Genomic DNA, 10929 nt, shown 5'->3' with positions numbered 1-10929 from the left:
TTACGTACTTTGAATCGGCCAATCTGATACCCCAACTCTCGCATCATCGACATCAAGGCGCGGCTGCCCGCTGAGTTCCGGCTTTCTTTGAACAACCGGCGCAACTCACTGCGTTGCTGTATCCGCTCACGGTTAATCGCCCGTCTGCGGGCCAGATAGTCGTAAAAGCAGGATGTTGGAACATCGAAAGCGCAGCAGACCAAGGTGATGGGGGCTTGCTCCCTTAATCGGTCTATCAGCGCGTACGTGTGAACTCGTCCGCCATCAAGAGAGCAGTAGCCTTTTTTAGAATGTCCTTTTCACGTTCGAGCCGGTTAATACGGGCTTCCAGCTCCTGAATTTTTTGCTTCTCCGGAGTCAGTGCTTTGCCGATTGGGGTTGTGCCAGTTCGTTCGGATTGCAGTTGCTGAACCCAGCGGCGAAGTACGGTTTCACCGACATCCAGTGAACGGCTGGCTTCGGGAACAGAATACCCCTGGTCGAGCACCAGGGATGCGGCTTCGAGTTTGAATTCGGCAGTAAATGAGCGACGTAATCTTGTCATTGAACACCTCAGGTCATGGTGGCGACTGTACCACCTAAAATGGTGTCCGGGATGATTAGACCACTACAAACCCACTCTTCATGGCCTCTGCTCTGCTCTGCTCTGCTCTGCTCTGCTCTGCTCTGCTCTGCTCTGCTCTGCTCTGCTCTGCTCTGCTCTGCTCTGCTCTGCTCTGCTCTGCAATGAGTGATGGCAGATCCCGAAGACAAAAAAAGCGCCCTGAGGCGCTTTTTTCACATCAATTGGATATCAGCCTTTGAACTTGCTGAACACCAGGGAGGCGTTGGTACCGCCAAAGCCGAAGCTGTTGGACATGACGGTATTGAGTTCGGCCACTTCATACTCGCGCACGATGGGCAGACCTTCAGCCTTCTCGTCCAGGGTCTCGATGTTGATGCTGGGGGCGATAAAGCCGTGTTCCATCATCAGCAGGGAGTAGACAGCCTCGTGCACGCCCGCAGCGCCCAGCGCATGGCCGGTCATCGCCTTGGTGGCAGAGATCTTGGGACCGTTGGCGCCAAACAGAGTCTGGATAGCTTCCAGCTCTTTGGTATCACCCACCGGAGTGGAGGTGCCGTGGGTGTTGATGTAATCAACCTTGCCCACACCCTGCATCGCCATCTTCATGCAACGCACCGCGCCTTCACCGCTCGGGGCGACCATGTCGTAGCCATCGGAGGTAGCACCGTAACCGGTCAGCTCGGCATAGATGTGAGCGCCACGCGCCAGCGCATGTTCCAGCTCTTCGATCACCAGAATGCCGCCGCCACCGGAGATAACGAAACCATCGCGGTTCGCATCATAAGTACGGGACGCTTTTTCCGGCGTGTCGTTGTACTTGGTGGAGAGGGCACCCATGGCGTCAAACTGGATGGTAGAGGACCAGTCCAGCTCTTCACCGCCGCCAGCGAAGACCACATCCTGTTTGCCAAGCTGGATCAGTTCAAGCGCGTGACCGATGCAGTGAGCAGAGGTGGCGCAAGCTGAGCTGATGGAGTAGTTGACACCCTTGATCTGGAACGGGGTCGCGAGGCAAGCAGAGGTGGTGGAAGACATGGTGCGCGGCACCATGTAAGGGCCCACACGCTTGACCCCTTTCTCACGGGCGATGTCCACAGATTCCGAGGTGTTCTTGCCGGAGGCACCACCTGAACCGACCACAAGGCCGGTACGCTCGTTGGAGACCTGATCTTCCGCCAGACCGGCATCTTCAATGGCCTGCTGCATGGAGAGGTAGGCGTAGGCCGCAGCGTCGCCCATGAAACGCATGACTTTACGGTCGATCAGTTCAGACGGATCGAGTTTGATGTTACCCCAGACACGGCTGCGCAGGTTGTGCTGCTCGAACTGCTCGGAATAGGTGATGCCGGATTTACCTGCTTTCAGGGAGGCCAGCACTTCTTCCTTGTTGTTGCCGATACTGGAGATGACGCCGATACCGGTGATCACTGCTCTTCTCATTAATTCATCTCGTCTGGAAAAACTGGCGCCAAGTCTACCCGCTTTCGGCTGCCAAACTGGTCTGCTTTCACGTAGAATGCCCGCGATTTTGTGACGCGAGCCGAGGAAAACGTGAGTCAAACATCCTTACATCATGCCCGATTGGACTGGAATGAAGCGGGAACTCCTGTCTCCAGTGACTTCGGGGATGTGTACTTTTCCAATGATAACGGTCTAGGTGAAACCCGCTACGTCTTTTTGCAGCAAAACCGGCTACCTGCGCGATTTTCGCACCACGATAGTGACAGTTTCGTGATAGGTGAAACAGGTTTCGGCACAGGTCTTAACTTTCTGGCGACAATGCAAGCCTTCCTGGAACAGGCGCCCCAATCCGGCAACGGCTCCCGTCTGCACTTCATCAGTTTCGAGAAATACCCCCTGACCCAAGACGATCTGCGCAAGGCGCTGGCCGCCTGGCCTGAACTTGGCTTGAGTCAGGATCTTGTCGCCCAATGGCCGCTGCCGGTCTCCGGTTGCCACCGCCTGCATTTTGCGGGTGGCCGCATTCGCCTCGATCTCTGGTTTGGCGACATCAAGGATATGCTGCCGCAAGTGCCTCACCGGGCAGAGGGGCTGGTGGATGCCTGGTATCTGGATGGTTTCTCCCCGGCCAAGAACCCGGAAATGTGGACACAGGATCTGTTTGATGGTCTCGCTCGCCTCGCCCGTCCCGATTGCTCCATCGCCACCTTTACCTGTGCCGGTTTTGTCCGTCGCGGCCTGATTGCCGCCGGTTTTGCCATGAAGAAGGTGAAGGGCCACGGCAGCAAGCGGGAGATGCTGGTGGGGGATCGCACCGACAAGCAACCGCAGCAGACCATCGCCCCCTGGTATGCCCGTCCTGCCGGACGCGCTGGCGAGGTGGTGATCATCGGCGGCGGCATCGCCTCGGCCATGACGGCGCTTTCTCTGGTGGAGCGGGGTCGCAAGGTGACGTTGCTGTGTGCAGATGGCGAACCGGCCACCGGCGCCTCCGGCAACCGCCAAGGAGCCCTCTATCCCCTGCTTAACGGCGAGCACGATGCCCTGTCACGCTTCTATTCGCTCGCCTTTGGCTATGCCCGCCAACGGCTGCTGGCGTTGGCCGAACGCCATCCTATCGCTTTCGAATTATGCGGAGTGACCCAGCTCGGTTATGACGACAAATCGGCAGCCAAGTTGGCGAAAATGAACCAGGGCCCCTTCCCGTCCGAACTGATGCATCCCCTCTCTACAGCAGAGGTAGAGCAGGTGGTTGGCCTGCCCTGTGGCCACAGCGGCGTCAGCTATCCGCTGGGAGGCTGGCTCTGTCCGGCCGATCTCACCCGAGCCGCCCTGAAAGAGGCGCAAGCCAGCGGCCTGCTTCAGGTGGAGTACCACACCCAAGTAAGCGCCATTGCCGAGCAGGCCGATGGCTGGCAAGTAGAGAGCCAGGATGGCCGCCACTGGCAGGCCCCCAATCTGGTGGTCGCCGCCGGTCACCAATTGCCAGCATTGCTCCCCTTTGCCGAGCTGCCCCTCTATCCGGTGCGCGGTCAGGTGAGCCATGTGCCGACCACGGCCAGCTTGAGTCAGCTCAACACAGTGCTCTGCTACGATGGCTACCTCACGCCCATGCACAACGATCAACATTGTATTGGTGCCAGTTATGGCCGCAACCAGAGCAGCCTTGAGTTTCGTGCCGAGGAGCAAACCCAGAATCAGGTGCGGTTGCAAGCCTGCCTGCCGGAGCAAACCTGGCCAGCCGAGGTGGATGTGAGCGGCAACGAGGCGCGCGTAGGGGTGCGTTGCGCCAGCCGGGATCACCTGCCGGTGGTGGGGCCAGTGGCCAGACTGCAAGGTCTGGCGGATCACTATGCGCAGCTGCAGCATGATCAGCACAACGCCCAGCCACTCCCCCTTCACCCCGGCCTCTATGTGCTGGGGGCGCTCGGCTCACGGGGCCTCTGCTCGGCGCCGCTCTGTGGTGAGCTGCTCGCCAGCGAGATCTGCGGCGATCCCCTGCCGCTGGCCGCCGATCTGCTGGAAGCGCTCCACCCAGCCCGCTACTGGGTACGCAAGCTGCTCAAGGGCAAAGCGCTAGCCTGAACCGGACTCTGCAAGGAAATAGAATGGCCGCCCATCAGGCGGCCATTCTATTTATCAAATCGTGCGATGCTGGATATTGCGTCTTAAGATAGCGCTTACTTGGGCCAGTGCACCCCGAGTTGTTCGCCGTAACCTGTCTGCCGCTGGAATCCGTCGAGCCGTCCCTTGATCTTGTTCAGCTCGCCACTGCCTGCTGCCCACGCGGCATAGCGCAGCACCTGACAATCTGCATGCCCGGGTAATCCCGCAATCGCGCCACCCACCTGATTGGCCCCTTGCAGCACCATCTCCTTGAAGCGGGATTCGTAGTCAAACATGCTGGAGAGCAGCCGCCCCCAGCGCTGGCGGGCAGGATCGTTACTGTTCGCGCTCTGACGCCAGCGGGGCAGCAACACGGTGGCGTTGGTGGTCACCGTCACCCGGTTGAGCTGGCAGCGCCCCGGCAACTGCTCGGTATCCAGCTGCCAGTCCACTTGATAACTCGCCTTGCCGAGTACGGGCTTGCCATTCACCTTGGGAGCACTCTGGGCAATCGCCCGGGCAAGCTGCTCCGGACTGGTTGCATTGACCTCATAAAAACGGACATTGATGCGGGACTCTGGCACCACTTGCGGTCGGCTCGGCTGAGCCTGACTCATCAGGGGCAACAGCAACAACCCGACCCCCACTACTCCATAAACCTTGCTGACCATGCCAGACTACCTTCCTTGATTGCACGGGCGGAGTACCAACCTTGGCGAACCCCACCGCCACACAGATGACGGGTATAGCCTATGTGTGACGACGAGGCGGCGCAATACAATGATGCGCCCAGAAATCAGAGCACGCTCACAGGTTGCGTGAGCAGAGTATGGCACAAGGGCAAAACTGTATTTTTATTGAGCATGACGGCTGATGCGCTGCCAGTCGAGGTGATAGTTTTTCACATTGATGTCATGACCATCTATCTGAATAAAATGATCATTTTTAAGACGGTTGGCAAAAAAGTCCTGATCTGCCCCCTCATTGAGCCACAGCTCGCAAAGTCCCCGTTTTTCCTCTCTGGCATAGAATCTCGGGGTGACCAGCAGCGCGACCCCATCTACCCGGATGGCATGACGGGCCAGGCAGTTTGCTTCCGTGGTTTTGGATGCCAGCGCGGCAAAACGGGGTCTGTTCCCCTCGGCGACCACCAGTACGCCGTAAGAGTGAGGAGCCATGAGACGCCGCATGGCGACCGCCTGATGAGGGCCGGTTTGATGAAAACCGTCATTGGTTACTGCAAACACGCAAGTAGGTGAAAATAGCATCGCAAGCAGAAAAAGAGAGCGTTTAATGCCTGAAAAATCACCAACCACCATATAAAAGCCTCAAAAGACAACCAAGGCTGGCAAGGGTAGGTAGCCAAACCCGCTGGGTAAAGTACCTTTACCTTTCTTTAATTCTGTTCATGGGGTTAAACGTTGATTTAGCTCACACAACATCCTGTTTCCAGTCGCCACTCTACCCCTATCGGAATAGACTCCCTCCACTCTCATCCAATCAGAAGGCAACATATGCTGGAACTCATCGTTGGCACCCTGGTCACCCTGGTGGTGGGCCGTGCCATTTTCAAAGGATACTCCGCGACCGGGGTGCTGCTGAGCGGCGGCTTGCTGCTGCTGGTCATCACCGCCATGATGGGCAAGCCGGTACTGCCGAGCAAAGTGGTCAGCACCGGTTATATCGCAACCGATATCTTCGAATACGTCCGCTTCCTGCTCAATGACCGTGGCGGTGGACTGGGGATGCTGATCATGGTGCTGTGCGGCTTTGCCGGCTACATGAGCCATATCGGTGCCAACACCATTCTGGTCAAGTTGGCCAGCAAACCGCTCGGCATCATCAAGTCCCCCTATATCCTGCTGGTGGCTGCTTATCTGGTGGCCTGCGCCATGTCACTGGCGGTGAGCTCCGCCACCGGCCTCGGCGTGCTGTTGATGGCCACCTTGTTCCCGTTGATGGTCAACATGGGGATCTCCCGTGGTGCGGCGGCGGCCGTGTGCGCCTCGCCAGCCGCTATCATTCTGGCACCGACCTCAGGGGACGTGGTGATGGCCGCTCAGGCCGCCAACATGCCGCTGCTGGATTTTGCCTTCAAGCTGACCCTGCCCATCTCGCTGGTGGCGATCGCCTGCATGGCGGTGACCCACTTCTTCTGGCAGCGCTACCTTGATCAGAAATCCGGTGAGCACAACGAGCCGGTCGCCCCGGGAGATCTGGTGACGACTGCGCCGGCCTTCTACGCCATCCTGCCCTTTACCCCCATCATCGGGGTGCTGGTGTTTGACGGCAAATGGGGTCCGCAGCTGGATATCGTCACCATCATCGTCATGTGCATGGTGCTGGCCAGCCTGCTGGAGCTGGTGCGGATCCGCAATGGCAAGGAGCTGCTGGACGGTCTGCAGGTCTGCTGGCGCAACATGGCTGACGCCTTTGCCGGTGTGGTCATGCTGCTGGTCGGTGCCGGTGTCTTTGCCCAGGGTCTGATGACCATCGGCTTTATCGACACCCTGCTGGCTCACGCGCAGGATCTCGGCTCCGGCGGCCTGATCATGATGCTGTCGCTGGTGGTGATCACCACCCTGGCCGCCTTCACCACGGGCTCAGGCAATGCCCCCTTCTACGCCTTCGTGGAGCTGATCCCCAACCTGGCCAGCAGCCTTGGCATCAACCCGGCCTATCTGGTAATTCCCATGCTGCAAGCCTCTAACCTGGGTCGCACCATTTCGCCGGTCTCTGGGGTGGTGGTCGCCTGTGCGGGGATGGGCAAGCTCTCGCCGTTCGAAGTGGTCAAGCGCACCAGTATGCCGGTAGCCGTCGGCCTGCTGGTGGTGATCGTCGCCACCCAGATCATGGTTCCCGCCTGATCGCTGACCAGCCCGGCACCCTGCCGGGCTGGTATCCTCCCCCCCCTTTGCAGTAGACTCGGTGCTCATTTTCCCCTAAGGAGGACCGAGATGAGTATTACGGTTCAACTTGCCCATTTCAGTGATTGCCACTCCCACTTCGATGGCGCGCCCATGAGCTTCTCCCCTGTCGGTGAAGGCCAATGGCGCACCCAGTGCGGCGGTTATGCCCGGATCCTGACCCGACTGACCCAACTGCGTGCCAAAGCCGCAGCAGCCGGCCAGCGTTTTCTGTTTCTGCACGGTGGCGACTCCTTTCAGGGCTCTCTCTATTTCAACCGCTTCAAAGGGCGCGCCAACGCCGACCTGCTCGCCATGCTGGCCCCCGATGCCATGGTACTTGGCAACCATGAGTTCGATCTGGGCAATGGCCCGTTGGTGGAGTTCTTGCGCCAGCTCGATTTTCCTGTGCTGGCCGCCAATCTGGATAACAGTCAGGAGCCTGCCGACACGCCGCTGGGGCTGTGGGATATCCCCCATCTCTACGACGCCCATCAGCCCTGGCATCGTCAGGTGATCGACGGGGTTCCCTTTGCGCTGCTCGGGATCACCCTCGCCCAGATGGCTGCCATCGCCAACCCGGATCCCCACACCCGTTTCCACGCGGTCGCCGACACCCTCACCAAGGTGCTGCGGGAGATCAAGCGCGAAGGGATCCACCATATTGTGCTGCTGAGCCACCTCGGGCTGGATCAGGACAAGCTGCTGGCCGAGCGCTTCCCCGAGCTCAGCCTCATCATTGGCGGCCATACCCACAGCCTGCTCGGCGATCTCGCGCCGCTGGGTCTGCCAAGCGAAGGCAGTTATCCGATGATGAACAACGGGGTGGCTATTTTGCATGCTGGCCACAGCGCCCTCTGCCTCGGTGTCTGCGAGCTCACCTTCGATCAGTCAGGCCGCGTCGTGCAAAGTCAGGGACAGCTGGAGTGGCTCCCCTGGCACCCCTGGCCATTTGCCTCCACGCCACCTGTCGGGCTCACCTTCTGCGAGCCGGATCAACAGCTTGAACAACATCTGGCCAAACGCTACCGGCCGGAGATTGAAACCATGAGCCAGCGCATCGTCACCCGGCTGGCGGCGCCGTTGCCCCATCAGCGGCTGCCGGATGCCACCCTGCCCCACGGCAGCCTGCTCGCCCCGCTGGTGGCCCGCGCCATGCTGACCGCTGCCCGTGAACAGGTAGGCGAGGTGGACTTTGCCCTGCACAATGCTGGCGGCGTGCGCTGCTCGCTGGAGCCGGGCCCCCTGAGCGAAGCGGATATCGCCGGTCGCCTGCTGCCGTTTGCCATTCCCCTCACCCTCTATCGGGTGCACGGTCACGAGTTGGCGGAGGCGCTGGAGAATGCCATCGACAACGCCACCAACAACGGCGTGGTCGGCAATGGCAACGGCAGCTTCCCCTACACCGCAGGGGTGCGATTCACCTATCAGGCCGATCGGCCCAAGGGTCAGCGCATCACCCGACTGGAGTGGGAAGCCGCCCCCGGCCAGTGGCAAGCGGTCAATGCCGAACAGGTCTATCGCGGAGTATCGAGCGCCTATACCGCCTCCGGCAAGGAGGGTTACACCGCACTGGCGCGGACCCTGACCCAGCACAATCAAGAGCTCGGCATCACCCTGGCCGACGCTTTTATCCGCTGGGCCCGTCACCTGCCGACACTGGAAGCGCAACCGCCCCTGCTTGAGTACCTCAGTTGATGCAGGGGGGGATGGCTTTGCCACATCCCCCTGACGGCCAATATTGCCGCAGCCAGCGCCCGGTTCCCTGCAAGAACCGGGCTTTTTCGAGAATATTTGCCCCACACGGGCCCGCCCCATTGCATCGCACTCACTAGCTCGGCAAGATAGGCCCGCTTTCAAGACCAGCTGCAGGAACAGGCGACTTCATGAATCACTCCATCCGTTTCACTCCCCCTCGCGTCAACCCGGGTATCAAGCCAGCCATTGTGCTGCTGACCGCCTTGCTGGCGCTGCTCTTCTGTCTGCGCAACCCGCTCTTCCACGCCATGGCGCCGGGCTTTGATGCCTCGCTGTTCGCTGTGATGGGCAAGATGTGGAGCGAAGGGGGCGTGCTCTATCGCGACATGATCGACATCAAGGGGCCGATGATTTTCGCCCTCGACGCGCTGGGTTATCGAATGGGGGGATTTGTCGGGATCTGGACACTGGAGTGGGTGCTCTGCTGGCTCGGATTGCTGGCCAGCTGGCAGGCCTTTGCCCAGCTCGGACTCTCGTTCAAGGCGCGCCTTGGCGCCATGCTGGCGGTGCTGGCTCTGTACGGCACCCGTTACTACTACGGCAACATGACCGAGGACTGGACCTTCCACTTCGCCCTCATCGCCCAGTGGGCCTTCATTACCCTGCTGCTGGACAAGGGATTTCGCTGGTGGCCGGCACTGGTGGCGGCCCTCACCTTCGCCATCGTCGCCTGGATGCGCACCAACAACGGCGCCTTCTGGGGCGCCTGGTATCTGGTGCTGTTCTGCCACTGGTGTCTGCACGAGAAGTGGCGTGATGCCATCTTGCTGCTCATCTCCAGCCTGCTGGGGCTGGCGCTGATTGGCGGCCCGCTTTACGCCTACTTCCAGCAGCATGATCTGCTGGCGGCCTTCAAATACTACGCCTTCGACATCTTCTTCGAAGGGAGCTACGGCAATGGCTTCTCCCCCATGGTGGGCGCCGTCGGCCTGCTGCGCACCGGCCTTGTGATGCTGCTGCCCGCCTTCATCATTCTGATGCTGAGCCGCCGTCAGGAGTGGTATCTGCCCGCCCTGCTGGCGACCCTGTTTGGGGTGCTGTTTACCCTGATCGCCAACTCGGTCTCCGGCCATGTGTTCGATCACTACGACGTGCTCTATCTGCAACTGGCGGTGCTGCCGCTGGCGGTATTGCTGGATCGCAGCGAACAGCAGGCAGATGCCATCGGCCTGCTCTGCATCTCGCTGGTGGTACTCACCGCCAGCTGGCTGCTGGCCCAGCAGCTCGCCTTTGGCTGGAGCACCAAGGAGTGGTCCCTCGAGCGGGTCAACGAGGTGCTCGGCACCAGCCTGCTGTGGGCGCTGCCGGTGCTGATCCTCATCCCCCTCTGGCGAGCCTGGGATGTGCGCAGTGCCACCCCCTGGCTGGCGACGCTGGCCATGCTGCTGCTGATGATCAACAACGCCTGGGAAGGCACCCTCAAGGGTCGCCCTTTCAATCCGGCGGCGCAGGTACGGGTTGATCGCATCAAGGCCGAGACACTCCCGAGCGACAAGATCTGGGTCGATGGCATCCAGCCGCAATATTATCTCTGGACCGATCGCCAGCCGGCGTCCGCCTATCTCTTCTTTGCCAACGTCAATCCGCCCTATGACGTGCGCGAGCGGGTGCTGGCCGATATCCAGCGCCAGAGCCCGAAGTTCATCATCGCCAAGCCGGATCGGGTGAGCGAGGAGCTGAAAAAACCGAGCTCGCCTTCCCATCTCGCCTTCTATCAATACCTGACCAGCCACTACGAAGAGGTGGATCCGGGTCTCTATCGTCGCCGATAACCAGCTCAGAGACGCAAAGGGCGGCCATTTGGCCGCCCTTTTTCTATCCCCTGTCCCGTCCTGAATATGGTCTACACCTTTCCTCCCAATAAATGGAGAACCCGATGGGACAAGGTGTGAAACGGACACAGCGCGATTACTCGCTGACTTTTAAACTGGCACTGGTCGAGCAGATTGAAAAAGGCGAGCTCACCTACAAACAGGCTCAGGTGCGTTATGGCATTCAGGGCCGCTCCACCGTTCTGCTATGGTTGCGTAAACATGGTCGGCAAGATTGGAGCCAGGGGGCTTCTGTGCGTGCCGGCAGGAGCATCACCATGCCTGACCCCGACAACCAGACGCCCGAGCAGCGTATCAAGGA

8 protein-coding genes and 2 pseudogenes are annotated in these 10929 nt (G+C 60.0%); 6 read left to right on the top strand and 4 right to left on the bottom strand.

Annotation, left to right across the window (positions count from 1 at the left end):
* A pseudogene (locus tag AB5Y73_RS02535) lies at positions 1-544 on the bottom strand (transposase); the annotation flags it as partial.
* Positions 545-595: 51 nt separating this feature from the next.
* Here AB5Y73_RS02535 and AB5Y73_RS02530 point away from each other — a divergent pair.
* Entirely contained in the window at positions 596-730 is a 135-nt protein-coding gene (locus tag AB5Y73_RS02530; RefSeq protein WP_368147264.1) for a hypothetical protein, read from the top strand.
* 63 nt (positions 731-793) lie between these two features.
* On the opposite strand, the gene fabB is transcribed toward AB5Y73_RS02530, so the two are convergent.
* Positions 794-2005 carry a beta-ketoacyl-ACP synthase I gene (fabB, locus tag AB5Y73_RS02525; protein ID WP_107683071.1) on the bottom strand — a complete coding sequence of 404 codons (1212 nt, stop codon included), beginning with the start codon at positions 2003-2005 and terminating at the stop codon, positions 794-796.
* 90 nt (positions 2006-2095) lie between these two features.
* Here fabB and mnmC point away from each other — a divergent pair, with 90 nt between their 5' ends.
* Positions 2096-4111 carry a bifunctional tRNA (5-methylaminomethyl-2-thiouridine)(34)-methyltransferase MnmD/FAD-dependent 5-carboxymethylaminomethyl-2-thiouridine(34) oxidoreductase MnmC gene (gene mnmC / locus AB5Y73_RS02520; protein WP_181497340.1) on the top strand — a complete coding sequence of 672 codons (2016 nt, stop codon included), beginning with the start codon at positions 2096-2098 and terminating at the stop codon, positions 4109-4111.
* Between the two features lie 95 nt (positions 4112-4206).
* Here mnmC and AB5Y73_RS02515 read toward each other — a convergent pair whose 3' ends face one another.
* Positions 4207-4803, bottom strand: coding sequence for a DUF922 domain-containing protein (locus AB5Y73_RS02515; RefSeq protein WP_107683073.1), 597 nt, complete (start codon positions 4801-4803; stop codon positions 4207-4209).
* A 183-nt stretch (positions 4804-4986) separates the two neighbouring features.
* Positions 4987-5451: a hypothetical protein gene (locus AB5Y73_RS02510; protein ID WP_107683074.1), complete on the bottom strand. Its 465-nt coding sequence runs from the start codon at positions 5449-5451 to the stop codon at positions 4987-4989.
* 195 nt (positions 5452-5646) lie between these two features.
* Between AB5Y73_RS02510 and dcuC the strand changes: the two genes are divergently transcribed.
* The 4 genes and pseudogenes from dcuC to AB5Y73_RS02490 form a co-directional block, all read left to right on the top strand.
* On the top strand, positions 5647-6999 hold the full coding sequence (dcuC, locus tag AB5Y73_RS02505; RefSeq protein ID WP_005336914.1) for an anaerobic C4-dicarboxylate transporter DcuC: 1353 nt from the start codon (positions 5647-5649) through the stop codon (positions 6997-6999).
* Between the two features lie 90 nt (positions 7000-7089).
* Positions 7090-8736, top strand: coding sequence for a bifunctional UDP-sugar hydrolase/5'-nucleotidase (locus AB5Y73_RS02500; protein WP_107683075.1), 1647 nt, complete (start codon positions 7090-7092; stop codon positions 8734-8736).
* A gap of 188 nt (positions 8737-8924) precedes the next feature.
* Positions 8925-10568 carry a hypothetical protein gene (locus AB5Y73_RS02495; protein ID WP_107683076.1) on the top strand — a complete coding sequence of 548 codons (1644 nt, stop codon included), beginning with the start codon at positions 8925-8927 and terminating at the stop codon, positions 10566-10568.
* Positions 10569-10672: 104 nt separating this feature from the next.
* Positions 10673-10929: pseudogene (locus AB5Y73_RS02490) on the top strand (IS3 family transposase); the annotation flags it as partial.

It is taken from the genome of Aeromonas sp. s7(2024) (assembly GCF_040907825.1).
GTDB lineage: Bacteria > Pseudomonadota > Gammaproteobacteria > Enterobacterales > Aeromonadaceae > Aeromonas > Aeromonas veronii.
This window is presented reverse-complemented; position numbering and strand designations above follow the sequence as displayed.